Below are 17,146 nucleotides of genomic sequence, written 5' to 3'. Positions count from 1 at the left end.
CCCATTTGGCCTGACCGGGCTGGCGCCACCCTTAATACACATCCCAATCATCATCGCGCCTGACCAGCCGCTTACGCTCACTGCCGACCAGTTGCGTCAACAAGGCGCTGGTCGTGCCCGCTGTGGCGTCTGGTGTGGCTTCGGCCACCGCGGAGGGCTTGGCGTACTTGGCAAACACCGCCAGCTTTTGCGCCCCGCGCGCCACCAATAACTGATCCACAGAACTAGTCATCAACAGGCGATACACCGTCACCGGCCGCGTTTGGCCCATGCGATAGGCGCGGCTGATTGCCTGTTCCTCAGTCGCCGGGTTCAGCTGTGGCTCGCAAAACACGATGGTATCGGCGGCTTGCAGGTTGACGCCTTGACCCAGCGTCGTAATTTGTGCCGCCAAGACGGCCCCACCGCTGGCCATTTGGAATTCGTCGACCACGGCCTGACGCTCGGCTAACGGCATGTCTCCCGTCACCACCGGCAAGAGCTTCGCCTCGAGATCGAGGGTCAACTGCGTCAAAGCACGCCGGAAATACGAGAAAATCAACACCTTATGCCCATTGGCCAACGCCTCGGTCACCAAGTTGCTGAGCCAGGCTCGTTTGGGACTGGCGGCAACTGTTTCGCCCGCCTGCCAACTAGCTTGCCGCATCGCCATAAAATCCCCTGCGGCCACTGCCGTGCGATAGGCCTGCCGTTCCAGCGCGCTGGCGCCGACCCAAACGTCTTGCCGGCTCAAAGGGGGCAGTTCCTTGAGCACTGCGGCGCGGTTGCGCCGCAGATAAACTGGCGCCACTAAGCGTTTAAAGGCCACGTCAGCCAACAGTTGCGGGCCATGCGTCAATCGGTCACAAATTGCCGGTTGCAGCGGCTGAATCAGCGTCACCATGTCCTGCAGCGAATTTTGAATCGGCGTGCCGGTCATGTACATCACTGTTGGCGCCTGTTGGGCTAAGGCGGTGACGGCGCCCGTGCGCTTGCTGTCTGGATTCAACAGGGCTTGCGCCTCGTCGGCGACCAAGACGTCGAGGTGGGCCAGGTGCGGCAGGCGCCACACCTGCTCGTAATTAATAAAGGCAATGCCACCCTTGGCCTGCCATTCCGCCAACTGGGCAGTTTTATGCTCCCCGCGCAGCAAGTACGGCACCAACGTCGTGTGTTTGGCCACCTCGCGTCGCCAGTTGGTCAATGTGCCAATCGGCGCTACCACCAAGGCGTGCGTCGCCCCGCCGTGGAGCCGCGCGGTAATGACCCCTAGCGCCTCCAGCGTTTTGCCTAGGCCCATTTCGTCGCCGATCAACACCCGTTGTTGGGCCAGCGCATAGCGGACCCCGAAGGCCTGCCAGCCACGCAGCTGTGCCGTCAGCAAGGGATTGGTGTAATCGATGGCGGCCACCTTGGCCAGCAACCGACTGATTTCATCTTCGGCAGGGGAACTGGCCGTGCTCTTCGTCGGCACGGCGAAAGGATCTAGGGCAAGCGCTGTGGGAGCCATGCCCGCCAACCCCAAGTGCTCGAATAAGGCGTAAAAACTGGCGGCATCGGCATTGAACCGGGCCATCACCGCGTCATCACTAAGCGGTTGCGCCTGACTTAATTCAGCCACCGCGGCAGTCACCGCCGCCTCAAATGCTGGCACGCCAGTTGCTAGTGCGCTCACCGCCGCCACCAGCTGTTGCCGCTGCGCGTGGCCCGTCAGCCACCACCCCACCTTCGTCAAGCGCCGCAGCGAAATGCCGGCAATTAAGGTCGCCAACGTTTGGGCTTGGCCGGTGCGCAGCTGATCTAACGCGGTGCCAGCCTTGGTCAAGGCTGGCCAGGCAATGGCCGTGCGCACGATGGCGAGGCTGGTAGCCGGACTAGCGGCAAAATCAATTGTCAGCGGTGTCGCCTTGGCGATGGCAGCCGTTTGCGTCGCGCACCAATCACGCAAATGTGCAGTGGTCGCCGTGCTTAAACCGGCCACGCTGGTCGTGCCGGCTAGCGCCTTGGCCAAGGTTGCCACCTTCGTGATGCCGGCGCTGGTCAAGGCGGCGTTAATCGGCTTGGACCCGCTGGCCACTAGGTTCGGCACGGGAACGGTGGCCAAGGCCACCGCCACTGCGCGATCATGCTGTTGCTTGGCATTCGTGAACAGGCCGCTAGTGGCGGCTTGCACCCGCGTTTGCCAATCGGTGAGTGCGCGATTGGCGGCGTTAAACCGGTCGAGTAACGCGGCCACGGCGCGACGATTCGGCATGGCTTGCCCCATCACTGCGCCTCCCGCCGGATGAACACCAACTCACTGGCGGTGGACGCCGCCGCATCATAGGCGTAGTTGGGATCATCAAATTGCGTCAAGTCGGCGACAGTGGTGGCGTTGTGCAGGGCCGCGTAGCGCACCATGGCCCCGCGCGCCATTTTAGCGTAGGTGGCGCGCGTCTTCAGCTGGCCGGCCTGCCGGTGGGCAAAGGTCACCGTGATGAAGGCGTCGTGAGCGGTCAGGTACGGCCGAATCGCCTTGGCGTATTCCGCAGAGGCCAGGTTGATCACCGGCGCGGAAAAATCTAGGGCCGCGTACAGCCGCTCGCCCCAAAAGGCATACAGGTTGCGCGCCTCTCCCACCGCCAAGCGACTACCTAGCTCCAGGCGGTACGGCACGACGGCATCAAATGGGCGCAAGATCCCGTACAATCCCGACAAAATGCGCAAATGGGCATCAAGGTACTGCAAGCCGGCCTCGATCAGCAGATCCGGGGCCATGCTTTGGTACTGAATGCCGACGTAGCTCATCACCGCCGGCGACACATTTTGGCGGAGGTCGAGCTCGTGCAACCACGCATAATTGGTTTGCGCAAGCCGGTCGCTACACTGCCACAACTGCTTGGCTGCCGGGTAAGTCAGCTGCCGCATCGCCGCAATTAACTGCGTGGCCGCCTCGAGGTACTGCGGCCAGGCGGTCGGGGCAAAATCGGCACTGGCGACGCGCATTTTTTTGGCTGGCGCAATGATGAACTGCATGGAAAATGCCTCTCTTCAAGGAATACCGTTATGGTCGCATGATAAAAGCCGAAATAAAATCGCCGGCAAGCGACGCCCTTAAGAAAAAATTTACTTACTGTTCGTTAGCTGTTCGCTTGTCGGCAGCGCTTGCCCCTGCTAAACTGTAAGCATACAAATTTGTAGGGCAAGCGGCCCACGGCGAGTGCAGCGCCGCGGCTCGACCTATTGCCCCAGGCACCCGGAGTCACGGTACTTGCATCGCGTCTAACGTTTGCGCGTTGCCTAGGCCGGAACCGTGACTCGCCCGTGCCACTCCGCTTCGCGAAGGTGGCTTGCCACCTGCCGGCGACGGGAGTAACTGTAATGACGTGAATGGACTGAGGAAGGGCGAGTCTGCCCGGAATCAGGAAAAGTGAACAAACCGCAACTCGGACCAAGCCAATAGCCAACGTGGTAGAGATCCGGCTGGCTTAGTTGCGGGCACCATGGCGGTGTGAGGAAGTGTCGCGACTTCCTCACGCCGCTTTTTTTTGCGCTTAATCGACATCGTAGCGTCGCTCCAAGGCGCTCATCCACCAGCCCAGCGCAATGCCTGCGCCGCAGGTGACCACGCACACCAAGGTGCCTAAGCTGAGATAGTTGAAGTCGCGGGGAATGATCATCACCGTCGATGCCGCCACCACGCCGAGAATCACGTGGAATAAGGCGGCATAGCCGGTTTTAAACAGCGCGTCGACCAGCTTGGCGAATAACCCGAGGCACACCAGCGCCCCAATGGCCAGCGGCACCAGCACGTTGAGGTTCATGGTTTTAATGCCATCGGCCATTGCCTTGTACATCCCCATGTACACCAGGAAATTCGACGGCGACAACCCCGGCACGATCATGCCCAGCGCAATCAAGCCGCCGGCAATCATCCACGTGCCCCAGTTTTGCGCCACGCCGCCGGCAAAGGCCTGCTCGCCCACCAACAACCCGGCCAGGCTCACCACGAAACTGGCGGCCATCAGCCAATAATGGCGCCTGGAGCGGCCTTCGCGCCCGGCTTGCGCCCACAGCGCCGGTACGGTGCCGATGATGCAGCCGACAAACAGCCACAGCACCTGCGCCTCGTATGTCCCCAGCAGGAAGCTGACGGCAAACGACAAGACGAACACGCCGCTGATGCCGCCGAGTCCCACCGGCAGAAAATAGCGCAGGTTTTGCCGGAAGTCGCGGAACGGATGGGCCAAAAAACCGATGAGCCGTTCATAAATGCCAAACACGGCGGCCAGCGCCCCGCCGGAAACGCCGGGCAAAATGAAGCCAGAGCCGATAAAAATGCCTTTGAGATAGCGAATCAACCAATTCATGCGGATACTCCTTGTTTTGACTGGGGGTAGCGTTTCTTCAATGTACCAAGGTTTCACCGCGCTGTAAAGCCTCATCGTAGGCCGCCAGCACCGCCTCCAGTAACGCCTGCCCACTGGTCAATGCCGAGCGGTCAATATTCTCGTTGGGCGCGTGATTGGCCTCGTCGAAATTCGCTAACGGCAACGTGAACACCTGGGCGCCCAGTTGCGTCCACACATAGTTCGGCACGGTGCCGGGCATGCAAGGTTCCACCAGCAACGGCACGCCAGCCGCTGCGGCGGCCGCCTGAAACCGCGCCAACTCTGCCGGTGTCGCCTGCGTGTGAGCCGGCGGCGTGCTGCCGGTTTCTTCAATGGTTAACTCCCCGGACTGCAACCAAGGCGCCAGCTGGTGGCGGAGTCCCGCCAGAATCGGCGCCACCTGCTGGTCGCCGACCAGACGCAGATTCAAGCTGGCCGTCGCCGTCCCGGGGATAATCGTTTTGGCGCCTGGGCCGACGTCGCCGCTAGCCACGCCCGCAATGTCGAAGGTCGGCTGAAACATCAACTTGGCATAATACTCGCGTTTGGTTTTCGCCAAAATCGGCGTCCCAAACGTCGCCGCCAAACCCTCCGGCGCAAAAGGCAAGGCGTCGATGGCCGCCCAGTCGCGCGGCGTCGGCGCCGTGACCCCAGTATAAAAGCCGGGAATCTTGACCTGACGCGTCAGCGGATCCACCAGCCGATTAAGCATCGCCTGCAGCAACAAACCGGGATCGGCGATGACATTGCCGGCATAGCCGGAATGATTCGCGTGCTTGGCCGTGGTCACGTGCAACTTCACGGTGACGATGCCGCGGTTGCCGAGGCGCAACACATGCGCCCCGCTGGCACTGTATGACCCGTCGATTACCAACACGGTATGCACCGCCGCTAACCGCTGCCGCAACGCCCCGACGGTGGCGGCCAGGTGCACGCTGCCTTGTTCTTCTTCGCCTTCAATTAAAAAGTACAAGGTGTGGTGCAACCGGTGCTCGGCGGTATACGCCGCCACCGCCGCCAGGGTCGTGACTAACTGGCCCTTGTTGTCCCCGGTGCCGCGGCCGAATAATCGCCCGTTGCGCTCGGTCAAGGTGAACGGCGCACTGGCCCACTCCGCCTGCGTCCCTGCGGTCATCACGTCGTAGTGGCCGTAAAACAGGAGGCCCGCTGATTGTGCGCCTGGCAAAACGCCCAGCAAGGCCGGCGCGCCGCCGGTGGCAATGGTGGTCACCTGCGCCCCCAGCTGCTCCAGCAGCCGCTGCACGACAGCGCGCGCTTGCGCCTGGCCGGCCGGGTTGGTGCTCACGCTAGGTGCGGCAATCAATTCTCGTAGCTCATCAATTGGTGTCATGTCCTCGCCTCCGCCCCTAGTCTACCACCGCCTTGGCCCGCGCTTGTGGGATGCGGTACAATATGGCAAACAAAGGAGTCGTCCATGGAAAAACTAAAAACGCGCCTCGACGCATTCAGCGATGCCATCATCGCCATCATCATTACGATCATGGTGTTGGACATCCCGCCGGTGTTGCACGACACCGTCAACAATTATCTTCAACTCGGCAAACACGTCGGGATTTATTTGATCAGCTTTATTTTTATCGCCAATATCTGGTATCAACACAGCACGGCCTTCGGGGAAATCGACACGATGACGTATCGGATTCTGATTCTCGACATGTTTTTCCTCGCGCCGCTGGCTTTGATGCCGCTGTTGACCAACATGATGGCGGTCAACACCACCCGGGTCACCGTGGTCATGTATGGCGCGTTGCAGCTGCTTGTCACGTTCTTGTTTCGCGTGCTGACCCGCGCCATTGTGCACCTGGAGTACGAAGACGAGCAGGCGATGCGCCGCGCCTACGCCAAGATTTACGGTAATGCCAACCTGTTACTAGACGCGTTAGCCGTCGTCGCCTTAGTCGTTGGCGTGTTCAAGCCGGCGCTTGCGTTGATTTTTTACCTGCTGTATCCCGTGTTGATGTTCTTGATCAACGCCAACGCCCGCCAGCAAATGTACGACGTGGCGGCGTTACCGGCGGCCCAGCAGGCAGAATATGCCGATTTGGACACCGCGGGCCGCAAAGCCTTCCGCGAGGCGCAAACCACGACTTTTCAGGCCACGCCCCCGGCGGCCAAGCCGGCCACCCACTTGCCTGACACCTGGGCACATTGGTTGGATCAAAATGTCGACCCGCGCCGGCGTGGCCGCCTCCAGCAACGCTTCGACCAAGCCACGCCGGAACAGCAGGCGCGCATGGCGGCGTGGTTTGCGGCGCGGCGCCAGCGCAGTGCGCCACGCGGTAACGGCCGAGCACCCCGGCGCTAGTCGCCTCACCAGATTTGTTGCATTTTTCACCGACCGCTTTCACAATGGATGACGTAGCCAATTGTTTCCCGTCACATCTATTGAGGAGGTCCGCTTATGACTAGTGCAGCTCGCCGTGATCCCGTAACTGATGCGTTATTGACCCCGGAAAACTCGGCGTTGTTGGTGATCGACTACCAGCCGACGCAAATTAACGCCACGAATTCCATCGCTCCACATACGTTGATTCAAAACGTCAGCATGACCATTCGCCTGGCCCAGCTTTATCACGTGCCCATTATTTTATCCACCGTCAACGTCCAAAATGGGCGCAACCAAGACACCGTGCCGCAGCTGCGGGCGTTGTTGCCCGACCAGCCAAGCTACGACCGCACCAGCATTAACGCCTGGCAGGACCAGGATTTCTATCAGGCCGTGCGGGCGCTGGACCGGTCGCACCTGGTGATGTGTGCCTTGTGGACCGAGGCTTGCCTCACCTTTCCCGCCCTCGACGCCTTAGCGGAAGGCTATCAGGTCTTCCCCGTCGTCGATGCGGTGGGCGGCACCAGTACTTTGGCCCACGAAACCGGCCTGCGGCGAATCGAGGCGGCCGGTGGCGAATTAACCACCAACGCCCAGCTCGCCTGCGAGTGGCAACGCGACTGGAACCGCACCGACACCGTGCCGGGTTTTGTGGATTTGTTGCTGGCGGCTGGCGATTTTGTCAAATTGGATTAACGCTTCTTGTCTCCCGGCTTGGGAGACTTTTTTTGACAAAAAAGGCCTGCCGAAGCAGACCTTTAAGCATTTATTGCTGACTCTTACTGATGGCATCGCGGACCGCGGCTTGTAGCGCGTGGCTAGTTGCCGATGCACCAGTGGTGGCATCGACTTCTGTGTTGTTTTGCGCCACCATTTCTTCTGGTAATTGTTGCAAGGCAACCAGCCCGACATCTTCACTTTCATGTTGTTGAACAATCTCGATGTGCTTGATGGTATGGTCGATATAGGTCACCTTCACCACCAACTTACCCCCCATGCCGCTGTTCGACTGCCCGAGGTACTCGTTTGGTCCCAGCTTAATCTCGCCAAGCTGATCCCCGCTCAGCAAGTCGTTGATCTTCTGATGTTGACCTGACGTTGGGTAAGACAACGGCGCCGTCTTGGCCACATTTTCACCGGCAATTTTACCGAAGATCAGGCATTCCGCCAGGTTGCCGGCGCCTTGGTACAAGTTAGCGGTGATTCCGCCTAATTCGCCAGCTCCGAACAGATGCGGAATGGGTTGATTATCTTGACCGATAATTTCCGCTTTGCCGTTGCGTGCCGGGCCGCCTTGCGTGTTCAAGATGGTGTTCACCATCAACACGGCATAATACGGACCAGCCCCGAATGGCCGCATGGTTTCTGCAGGCCGACCAAACTGTTCATCCTTGCCCGCTTTTGCATAACGGTCATAGGTGTCGATGGCCGCCGTCAAGTTCCCCTGAGGGAGGCCTAGCTTTTGCTCAAGCGCGGCGATACTGTCGGCCTTAATCACCAAGTCGGCTAACTGAATATACTTGAACGGCTTAGCCTGGAAGTGCGTATATTGGGCTTGGTCGAAGATCATATAGGGCTTAACGCTTAATGGGGCGTGCCGCCAACTACCGTGACTGTAGATATGACCATGTCGAGCCACTTCAGCTTCGTTAAAGTAACGGGTCCCATCGTCGCCAATCACGATAACGCCGCCGTCTTCAGGCCCAGCTTCCCAATAAGTCTCATGGCTACGCTTGGCCCCGGGTACGGCAAAGTACAACCCATGCATCAAGCTATACGATTCATAATTGGTCATATGCCACATTTTGGCACCGGCCCGTTCCGCCATGCTGATCCCATCACCGCGATTGTACAAGGACCCCATTGGCGAAAGGTTTGCCTCGCCCAGGTAGGTTTGAATCATGTCCTGATTGTTTTCGAAGCCACCCATGGTCAAAACAACGCCATGACGGGCTGCGACTTGGACCAGTTCACCATTGCGTAGAATGGTCACACCAACGACAGTGCCATCCGCGGCCTGCAATAGTTTTTTCGCCGGCGAGTCCAGCCAGACATCGATGCGATCAGCGCGATCAACCACTTTCTGCCGCAGAATTTTCCATAATGCGGCATCGAAGTGCCCCTTGTGCACCGACAGCGCGTCATTCGTGTCATGACCCGGGAATTCCGGATACTCGACCACGCGAGCCGTCAGTGGCGAGTTCGGCGCAATTTCTCTGGACGCCATGGGCTTCACTCCCAGGTACTTCTCGAAATAGGCTTTGTTTTGAGTGAGGCCGTGAACATAGGCCGCCTTAACATCCTCAGGCAAGGTCATCGGATAAGTTAACCAGTTATAATACGTCATCATCTGGTCGTAGTCGCGGGCAAAATTCGCGGCTTGGCCCGCATAGCGAGTGTTGCCCCCTTCCTCACCATATGGCGCGGCATCAACCAACAGCACCTGCTTACCCGCATCGGCCGCAAACCGCGCCGCCGTGGCACCGGCACCACCAAAGCCCAAAACAACGACATCATAAATCGTGTCAAATTGATCAGCCAAAATTACTGAATCCCCTTTCATTTTGTTCAAAAGGAACAACCTTCATGATTTATTATGGTATACTCGCGGCGAAGATGAAAATTACTCTTTGACAGATTATATTAACTGATTGATTATGACGGAGGCGTCGCAATGTCTAAAATTCAAATTCTGTCCCAAATTCTTGCGGCTGCCCAACACGCTCGGACCCTGACGGCGGTGGCGAATCATTTATTTGTGAGCCAACCCTATGTCACTCAAGTCCTGCAAGCGGCCGAACGCCAGTATCACGTGACGCTAATCAAACGCGATACCTTACCCATCCAACTCACCGCAGCTGGATCAAGTTTGCTCAAGCAACTGGAGCGACTCATCGCAGATGAAAATACCCTTAACTCAGCAATGGCGGTATTTGCCAACAAACATCAAGGACCGGTTACCATTAGCTTCAATCCGCCCCTCGCTACGTTAATGGGACCGGAACTATTCACGCAACTTGAACAGGCCTTTCCGGATGTGTTCTTTGAATTTAAAGAAGCCACCACTTATCTGGCGAGCCAAGCACTTCAAGAAAATAAGACTCAGCTCTACGTGGGCAGCGTTGCCGCCGATCCGAGCCTACAATCGTGGCTCATCACTCACGATGAACGTCCCTGCCTCCTCATCCCCAACACGAGTCCTGTTTATGCCAAGGTGTCGTCACGACTCGATTTTTCTGCGTTGTTACCACGCCTGGCCGGAGCTGATTATGTCGGTCTAGCCGGTCCGTCTTTTTTTCAAGACACCATTGACCGGATATTTCGGGAACAAAACGTGCCGCTACACCTCAAACTCCAGGTGCCCAACGTCATCGCCGCCACCTTAACAGCACTGCATAGTTCGGCTATCACGGCAACATTACCGTTTATTCTGCCTCGATTGCAGCTGCCGGTGGCGGAATATCGTCTAATCCCCATCCCCAGCACGACTTATGATCCTCGGTTGGGTATCTCGACGCGCAAAGACGCCGGCGCATTAATCCAACATATCGCCACGACACTGCAAGGCTTGGTTGGCCAATTTTACTCCGGCAAGTTGCACTAGCTGGTCCACGCAAAAGCGCCACTGCTTATTCGGCAGTGGCGCTTTTTGCTGGAGTCAGTAACGCCTGATATACCGGCGCTAACATCTCAGTCCGCTCGAGCAAATCGGCCCATAATTCATCCGGGTGATCAAACAACGGACTGGTCCGCAGGTAAGTTTGGCCGATCAACCACTCGCTTCTGGCCACTTGGTCAAACCGGGTGGTCGTCGCCGTCAACGTCTGCGCATCCAGCGGCATCACCGCTTTTTTCGTGTGATCTACCGACAGTTCAAACTGCTCGGGCAACTGCGCAACGGCCGCTTTGACCCGCGGCCAGTCGACTAACCGCGGCTTGCTTTCAGCCAGCATGGCGACCCATAAAAACATCCGGTCGTTCCAAAACCCCAGCTCGAGGTGCGGGGTCATCTTATAGCCGCGCGCCCGCGGCGAAAGCGCCAGCCAGGTATTCGGCGGCGGATTCTTGTGGCGGCGCAAGTGCTTAGCCACCTGGGCGAACTGGTCGGGCACCCCACTGGCGGCCAAGGCCGCCTGCAAGCGCGGGGCGGCGATGGCAAACTTCGGGTCCAGCCGGCTTTGAATCAGCCCCAGCCGCCCGGTTAACGTCTGGTCTTGAAACACCTCAAAATCGGCTCGGTCAAACAGCCGCATGCGCGTCGCTTCCTTTCTGCTATACTGAGTGTACCCCGTTGAAAGGATGATGACCATGGCTGAAGAGCAATCCGATTTACAATCACATTTAAGCGCCGGCCTGTACGGCACCCCGCAAACCAACCCGGACGAGCGCCGGCACTACCTGGGCTCCTTGCGCGAGCGGTGCGCGTTGGTGCTGACGAATGCTGACTTGCAAAACGCGGCGACCCTACCCGCCTTCACCAAGGCCCTGCCGCAGTATCAGCACCGAGACTTAAAGCTGCTGCTTAACGGCAAGTTGCCTAGTGATGTCACCACGCCTTACCTGACGTTGGCCACGAAGGCGGCTTTCCCCTTCACGTTGGTCAACGACGACACCGCGCAACTCGGTGAGCAGGCGGTTGGCCTGTTGCTCGTGGCGCCGACTGCCATCAACCAAGCCGACGTTAATCTGCCGCAACCGCCGGCGGCGCCCAAGAAGAAGCCCGGCCTGTTCGACCGCCTGTTTGACTAACCGTCCAGGCGGTTTTTTAGTCCGCCAGGCGCAGGTGCAGATCCGGCAAGTTCCGATCCAACTCCCGGGTGTGAAATTGGCGCGCTAGGCTGGGAAACTCATTCAAATAGCGATAACCCGGCATTTGTTGCAGCCGCTTGGCGCCGGCGGCATCATCTCGCCCGGCGAAAAATTGCCACATCATTTCGGTCATCAAGTCGCTTAAGGCCGTCAGCTTTTGATCGGTCATCCCCTTGGCCAGCAACACGTCTTGCATCAACAACCCGGCGTTGGCCTGCTTGAAGGTTTGCTTCATGAACTGCTGGTAATTCGCTAGCGCCGGCGTCGCGAGCTGGGCGGCGGTGAGCACCGGCTTGACGTTAAGCGGGTGCGCCTGGTAAGTAATCGCATGGGGCGCCAGGCGGACGCTGCCGTAATAGCCGGGGCTGGTGGTGAAGCTGCCGCTGAGCACTTCAATTGGCGTCGCCTGCCCGGCCGGATCCGCGGCGATGTCTTGGGCGTGAATATGGCCGGCAAACACCACCGGCACGTGATACCGGGTGAATAAGCGACGCAGGGTCGGTGCTTGATCCACCACCCAGCCGGCTTGCACGCGCCGATCATGCGCGTACAAATCGTGATGCATGAACACGACGCTGTGCACGCCGGCAGCCCGCCCCGCCTGCAATTGCTTGGTGAGCCACTGGATCGTGGCGCGGCTGACCTGTCCGCCGGTGGCCGGCGCCTGGGTGGCCGGCTGCATGGTGTAACTATTCGTGTCGAGCATGAGCAGCTGGTAATGCGGGTTCAAGCGCACCGCATAACTCAGGCTCGCCGGGTCCTCGGCAAACGCCGCCGCATAACTCCCCGCAAACACTCGGCGCCAATCCGCCGGCCCGATTTGCGTGGCGCGCAGCTGCTTGGTCCCGCGGTAGGCCCGCGCCCAGCCATCATAAATGTCGTGGTTGCCCGGAATCACCAGCAAGCGGATCCCGGCCTTGGTCAGCGGCGCCAGACGCTTGGCCAAACTCGTGGCGCTGGCCAACTCGCCGTTAAACGTTAAATCCCCGGTGATGATCACCGCCGCGGGTTTGGGCTTGGCGGTCGTCGCCGCGTGCACCAACGCGCGAATCGCCACGGGCTGATACCGCAGCTCCTTGCCGGCGGCGGTGGCTTGAATATCCCGCCAAGCCTGGCCCCCGTCGTGGAGGCTCGGGGCGATAAAATGCGTGTCCGACAGCACCCACACGCTTGGCGCCGCTTGGGCGGTCAGCGGCCGGCGATTAATCGCCGGCTGCACGGTGGTCAACCCCATGGCAAATAACGCCATCGCCAACAGACTCACGCCAATTGCCAATCCCCGTCGCCACATTTTCCCTCACCTCGCTTTCATTATAACGTGACCGGCGTTGCTGCGATATACTGAACCTAACGTCAAAGGAGGTCCCTCATGCAACAACCCCTCGCTTATCGCATGCGGCCGCAAAATCTCGATGAAGTCGTCGGCCAACAACACCTCGTCGGCCCCAATCAAATCATCCGGCGCATGGTCGCCGCCCACCGGCTGAGCTCGATGATTCTCTATGGCCCGCCTGGCACGGGCAAGACCAGCATCGCCAGCGCGATTGCCGGTGCCACTAAGTACGCGTTTCGCACGCTGAATGCGGCCACCGATACCAAAAAAGACCTGCAAATCGTCGCCGAAGAAGCCAAGATGAGCGGCACCGTGATTCTCTTGCTGGACGAAATCCACCGGCTGGACAAAACCAAGCAGGATTTCTTGCTGCCGCACCTGGAGTCCGGCCGCATCGTCTTGGTCGGCGCCACCACCGAGAACCCCTACATGAGCATCCTACCGGCCATTCGCAGCCGCTCGCAGATTTTTCAGGTGTACCCGCTGACCCCGGCGGACATCGCCACAGCCATCGCTCGCGCCTTGGCGGACAAGACTCGCGGCTTGGGAAACTACCCCGTCGCCCTGGCCCCCGAGGCGAAAACATACCTCACCACCGCCACCAACGGCGATTTGCGTAGCGCCTTGAACGCCTTGGAGCTGGCCGTGTTGTCGACACCTGAAGTAGACGGTGAAATTGCCATCACGGCGGAGGTCATGCACCAGTCCCTGCAACAGCGCGCCATTGCCGGCGACCCCGATGGTGATGCGCATTACGACGTTATTTCCGCGTTTCAAAAATCGATTCGCGGCTCTGACGTCGATGCCGCTTTGCATTATCTGGCCCGGCTGATCACGGTGGGCGATTTGCCCAGCATCTTGCGCCGGCTGCTGGTGATTGCCTATGAAGACGTCGGCTTGGCCAATCCGCAAACCGCCGCCCGCACGCTTACCGCGATTCAAGCCGCCGAGCGCCTCGGCCTGCCCGAGGGCCGCATCCCGCTGGCCACCGCCGTCATCGATTTGTGTCTCGCGCCGAAAAGCAACTCCGCCATCACCGCCATCGATGCGGCGCTGGCCGATGTCGCTGCCGGCAAAGCCGGCAGCGTCCCGGACGACTTGCGCGATGCCCATTATCAAGGCGCCAAGTCCCTGGGGCACGGCGTTCATTACCAGCTACCGCACCATTTTCCCAACGGCTGGGTCAAGCAACAATACCTGCCGGATACGTTGATCAACGCCGCCTACTACACGCCCAAGCAAACCGGCAAGTACGAGCAGGCCTTAACCGCCCAGTGGCACCAACTGCGCCGCTGGCAAGGCCGAGAGTAACCGCTAACACCCGCGGTGCATCAACCTTTGCTCCGCGCGAAAAACTTGCGCCCAGCGGCTAAGCATGCTAGGATAGAAGCATGGAAGTACCTAAGGTGTGCGCGCTTCCCCACTTTCAGTTGACCGAACAGTCTCACGACCTTGGGACTAGCAGGGATCGATACCGTGTTGTTATTTCACTTAACGACTAACGTGTCGGTCGGCAGGTCCCACTTGCTTAACAGCGGGTTTCAACGAACCGGGAAGAAAACGGCACCACTAGCCTTTCACCAGGGACGTCGCAGCGATGTGGCGTCCTTTCATATTGGAGGAGCCTATGATTACAGCATTATTCGTTGCCTATGCCATTATTCTCGCCGCCTTGGCCTGGTACCTCGCCGCGCACCGCCGCCAGTTTTTAGGCCGCGCGACCACCGCGGCGCAGGCCCACCAGTTGATGGGCTTTGCCTGGGCGTTTGGCCTGGCCGCAATCGTCTCGGTTGCAGCCGCCATCATTGCCATTCAGTGGCTACAAATCAGCGCCTTGTTACTGGGCGCCGTCATCGCCGGGTGGCTCGGCACGCGGCTGCCCCACTTCTTGGCGTAGTGGTATTTCGGTGACGATTTGGTACAATGAAGTAAAGGGGTGATGAACATGTTACAACAGTACAAACACATTCTGGTGGCGGTCGATGGCTCTTATGAATCCGAACTCGCTTTTCAAAAAGCCGTCGCCGTTTCCAAGCGCAATCACGCTGAACTGTTCCTCATTCACATCGTTGATACCCGAGCGTTCCAAAACGTCTCAAGCTTTGATTCCGCCATGGTGGAGCAAGTGACCACCACCGCCAAGGAAACCATGGACGGCTACATCGACCAGGCCCACAAGGCCGGCCTCGACGCCGTCAGCTATTCCATCGAGTATGGCGCCCCGAAGACCATCATCGCCCGCGACGTCCCGAAGGCCAAAGACATCGACCTGATCATGATCGGCGCCACCGGGTTGAACGCCGTCGAGCGCCTGTTGATTGGGAGCGTCACCGAATACGTGACGCGCAATGCCCAATGCGACGTGTTGGTGGTCCGCACCGACTTGAACAACCAGCCGGCCTTAGCCACCACCAAGACCAAGAAAACCAAGTAACCTAACTGGCCGAATCCGTCGATTCGACCAGTTTTTTTTTGCCCTGAAACAGACCAAGCAAAAAGCCCGACTCACGTGAGTCGGGCTTTGTTGGTTTACGCGTTTTCCGCTGCCAGCATGGCCCGGAACGGGACGAGGCTTTCGGCGTGGTACTTGGCGACAAACGCCGCCACCGCAGCGGGATCCTGCGTCTCTTGATCCAAGACTAGCTGTTCCACCGGCAGTGGCCGCAAGTCGGAAATCTTCACGTCGATGACGACCGGCCCGGTGGCCTGGGCAGCCGCGGCAAAGGCGGCCTTCAGCTCTGGCAACGTCCGCACCTCGAAGCCCACGGCGCCAAGCGCGGCGGCCGCGGTGCCGTAGTCGGCATCGATTAAATCGACGCCGGAATGCGGCTGCTGGGTGTCGTCTTGCTCCGCTTCGATGAAGCCGAGGCTCTGGTTGGTCAAGACGACGTTGATGATGTGTTGTTGGTACTTCACCTGCGTGAGGATGTCTTGCATCACCATCGCAAACCCGCCGTCACCGGAAATCGACCACACCTGGCGGTTCGGGTACTTCGCCTTGGCGCCGATTGCGGCCGGCAAGGCGTAGCCCATCGTGGCGTACCAGCCAGAGGTGGTGAACTGCTGCTGCTCGTCGACCTTGAGGTAACGCATGCCGTTGATGGTGACGTTGCCGACATCGGTTTGGAAAATCGCGTCTGGCGTCGCCATGTCGTTGATTGCCTTGAACACGGGCTCAACGCGCAGCGGCGTCTCGGCGTCTGCGGCAAAGCTGGCCTTCCAGTCCTCCCAGTTGGCCTTGTTCTTCAGCGCCGCGCGGTACCAGCCGGTTTCGGCGTGGTCCTGCGGGGCCGCGGCGAGCAGCTGCGCGACAACTTGCTTGGCGTCGGCGCGAATCGCCAAGTCGACGTGATGCCGCCGGCCAAACTTGGTCGGGTCGATGTCAACTTGAATGTATTTGGCCTGCGGGTTAATGAAGTATGCCTGAAACGGCATGTCGGAACCGAGGAACAAGACGGTGTCTGCGGCCCGCGCTACTTCGACCCCGGGTTTGGTGGCGACGCGGCCGGCGGAGCCCATGTTGGCCGGATAGGAATCCGGCACGATGCCCTTGCCCAACGCGCTGGTCAAAATCGGCAGGTGCAGCCGCTCGGACAACGCAATCAGGTCTGCCCGCACACCGGCCGCCCCTTTGCCCAGATAAAGCAACGGGCGCTTGGCGGCAAGCAACAGCTTCAACGCCGCGTCGATTTGCGACTGTGGCGCCGCCGGCAAGGCCAGCGGCTGGTACAAGTCGGCACTGGATTCATAGTTATCGTCAATTTCTTGCCAGCCGAGGTCCTTAGGAATGGTGACGACCGCGACGCCTTGGTGCGCGTAGGCCTGGCGAATCGCCTCATCGACGACCCCGGGCAGCTGCTCGGCGGTCATCACGGTCCGGTTGTACACCGACACGTCGGCGAACATCGGATTCTCATTCATTTCTTGGAAGTAGCTGGTATTCATGTTGCTAGTTGGCACTTGGCCGATCAGCGCCAAAATCGGCACGTGATCGTATTGGGCATCGTATAACCCGTTCAACAAATGCACGGCGCCGGGGCCGGCGGAGCCAAAGGTGACCCCGATTTGGCCGCTGACCTTAGCTTCGCCGACCGCGGCAAGCGCGCCGACTTCTTCGTGGCGCACCTGAATGTAGTTCAACGTGTGGCGCCGGTTGTACAGCGCGTTCATCGTCGAATCAAAGGAGCCACCCGGTAAACCGTAGACGTTTTCCACGCCCCAGCTTTCAATCACCTTTAACATTGCGTCTGCTGCATTGATTTTCGTCATGAGAGCCCTCCATTAGTTACAAAAAATAAGTTTCTATGG

15 protein-coding genes are annotated in these 17,146 nt (G+C 59.3%); 7 read left to right on the top strand and 8 right to left on the bottom strand.

Annotation, left to right across the window (positions count from 1 at the left end):
• Positions 1-31: 31 nt before the first annotated feature.
• The 4 genes from FD02_RS06965 to FD02_RS06950 form a co-directional block, all read right to left on the bottom strand.
• The gene (locus FD02_RS06965) at positions 32-2,245 is read right to left on the bottom strand and encodes a DEAD/DEAH box helicase (protein ID WP_054723449.1); all 2,214 of its coding nucleotides are present in this window, start codon (positions 2,243-2,245) and stop codon (positions 32-34) included.
• On the bottom strand, positions 2,245-2,994 hold the full coding sequence (gene yaaA / locus FD02_RS06960) for a peroxide stress protein YaaA (RefSeq protein ID WP_056951402.1): 750 nt from the start codon (positions 2,992-2,994) through the stop codon (positions 2,245-2,247). Before yaaA ends, FD02_RS06965 begins: the two co-directional genes overlap by 1 nt.
• Before the next feature lie 518 nt (positions 2,995-3,512).
• A complete protein-coding gene (locus tag FD02_RS06955) occupies positions 3,513-4,328 on the bottom strand; it encodes a DUF368 domain-containing protein (protein WP_056951400.1) in 816 nt (271 codons plus the stop codon).
• 37 nt (positions 4,329-4,365) lie between these two features.
• A complete protein-coding gene (locus FD02_RS06950) occupies positions 4,366-5,700 on the bottom strand; it encodes a M20/M25/M40 family metallo-hydrolase (protein ID WP_054723448.1) in 1,335 nt (444 codons plus the stop codon).
• An 84-nt stretch (positions 5,701-5,784) separates the two neighbouring features.
• Here FD02_RS06950 and FD02_RS06945 point away from each other — a divergent pair, with 84 nt between their 5' ends.
• Together FD02_RS06945 and FD02_RS06940 are read left to right on the top strand one after the other, a co-directional pair.
• On the top strand, positions 5,785-6,675 hold the full coding sequence (locus tag FD02_RS06945; protein ID WP_056951398.1) for a TMEM175 family protein: 891 nt from the start codon (positions 5,785-5,787) through the stop codon (positions 6,673-6,675).
• A gap of 96 nt (positions 6,676-6,771) precedes the next feature.
• On the top strand, positions 6,772-7,392 hold the full coding sequence (locus FD02_RS06940) for an isochorismatase family protein (RefSeq protein ID WP_056951396.1): 621 nt from the start codon (positions 6,772-6,774) through the stop codon (positions 7,390-7,392).
• A 70-nt stretch (positions 7,393-7,462) separates the two neighbouring features.
• Here the strand turns inward: FD02_RS06940 and FD02_RS06935 are convergent, their stop codons facing one another.
• Positions 7,463-9,238, bottom strand: a complete 1,776-nt coding sequence (locus tag FD02_RS06935) for an FAD-binding protein (protein WP_235806695.1) — start codon at positions 9,236-9,238, stop codon at positions 7,463-7,465.
• Positions 9,239-9,370: 132 nt separating this feature from the next.
• Between FD02_RS06935 and FD02_RS06930 the strand changes: the two genes are divergently transcribed.
• Positions 9,371-10,300, top strand: a complete 930-nt coding sequence (locus FD02_RS06930; protein ID WP_056951394.1) for a LysR family transcriptional regulator — start codon at positions 9,371-9,373, stop codon at positions 10,298-10,300.
• Between the two features lie 25 nt (positions 10,301-10,325).
• Here FD02_RS06930 and FD02_RS06925 read toward each other — a convergent pair whose 3' ends face one another.
• On the bottom strand, positions 10,326-10,949 hold the full coding sequence (locus FD02_RS06925) for a DUF1054 family protein (protein WP_054723321.1): 624 nt from the start codon (positions 10,947-10,949) through the stop codon (positions 10,326-10,328).
• Positions 10,950-11,004: 55 nt separating this feature from the next.
• Between FD02_RS06925 and FD02_RS06920 the strand changes: the two genes are divergently transcribed.
• Positions 11,005-11,445, top strand: coding sequence for a YueI family protein (locus FD02_RS06920; RefSeq protein ID WP_056951388.1), 441 nt, complete (start codon positions 11,005-11,007; stop codon positions 11,443-11,445).
• Positions 11,446-11,461: 16 nt separating this feature from the next.
• Here FD02_RS06920 and FD02_RS06915 read toward each other — a convergent pair whose 3' ends face one another.
• Complete coding sequence (locus tag FD02_RS06915; protein WP_156408268.1) at positions 11,462-12,796, bottom strand: metallophosphoesterase; 1,335 nt, start codon at positions 12,794-12,796, stop codon at positions 11,462-11,464.
• A gap of 78 nt (positions 12,797-12,874) precedes the next feature.
• On the opposite strand from FD02_RS06915, the gene FD02_RS06910 reads away from it, so the two are divergent.
• From FD02_RS06910 to FD02_RS06900, 3 genes are all read left to right on the top strand, one after another.
• The gene (locus FD02_RS06910) at positions 12,875-14,149 is read left to right on the top strand and encodes a replication-associated recombination protein A (RefSeq protein ID WP_056951385.1); all 1,275 of its coding nucleotides are present in this window, start codon (positions 12,875-12,877) and stop codon (positions 14,147-14,149) included.
• Between the two features lie 316 nt (positions 14,150-14,465).
• Complete coding sequence (locus FD02_RS06905) at positions 14,466-14,735, top strand: hypothetical protein (protein ID WP_054723320.1); 270 nt, start codon at positions 14,466-14,468, stop codon at positions 14,733-14,735.
• 48 nt (positions 14,736-14,783) lie between these two features.
• A complete protein-coding gene (locus FD02_RS06900) occupies positions 14,784-15,272 on the top strand; it encodes a universal stress protein (RefSeq protein WP_056951381.1) in 489 nt (162 codons plus the stop codon).
• A 95-nt stretch (positions 15,273-15,367) separates the two neighbouring features.
• Here FD02_RS06900 and spxB read toward each other — a convergent pair whose 3' ends face one another.
• A complete protein-coding gene (spxB, locus tag FD02_RS06895; protein WP_056951379.1) occupies positions 15,368-17,107 on the bottom strand; it encodes a pyruvate oxidase in 1,740 nt (579 codons plus the stop codon).
• Positions 17,108-17,146: the final 39 nt, after the last annotated feature.

The sequence above is a fragment of the Lacticaseibacillus nasuensis JCM 17158 genome (assembly GCF_001434705.1).
Lineage (GTDB): Bacteria > Bacillota > Bacilli > Lactobacillales > Lactobacillaceae > Lacticaseibacillus > Lacticaseibacillus nasuensis.
This window is presented reverse-complemented; position numbering and strand designations above follow the sequence as displayed.